The organism is Streptococcus sp. k-628 (assembly GCF_013277475.1).
Taxonomy (GTDB): domain Bacteria; phylum Bacillota; class Bacilli; order Lactobacillales; family Streptococcaceae; genus Streptococcus.
This window is the reverse complement of sequence record NZ_VMMZ01000097.1, coordinates 1-288: the sequence shown is the minus strand read 5'-3', so window position 1 is coordinate 288 and position 288 is coordinate 1. Positions and strand designations below refer to the sequence as shown.

1 protein-coding gene is annotated in these 288 nt (G+C 49.7%); it reads left to right on the top strand.

Annotation, left to right across the window (positions count from 1 at the left end; all coding sequences use genetic code 11):
- A partial coding sequence (locus HT730_RS09820) for a hypothetical protein (protein WP_173307481.1) occupies positions 1–288 on the top strand: 288 nt, incomplete at both ends.

Here is a 288-nt window from a genome sequence, read left to right as displayed (position 1 = left end):
CAGGCTGGACGGTAACAAGCGGTGATACAAGTCTATTAGATAACGGTAAGTTACGCTTGAAACCATCAAGCTACACAGCTGGTCAAGCTGTAAGTGTCAGCGCAACCAAGGGAAGTGGTGACACAACTAGTCAGGCATCAAGTGCAAGTATCACTCCGACAGCACATACAGTGACCATCACCGACATCACCAAGGTGAAAGGTGAAACAGTAGAGGCGACAGACCTCACAGGTGCTGTAACCGCGACAGGAAAAGATCACGTGGAAGCGGTAGGAACAGTTCCTACAG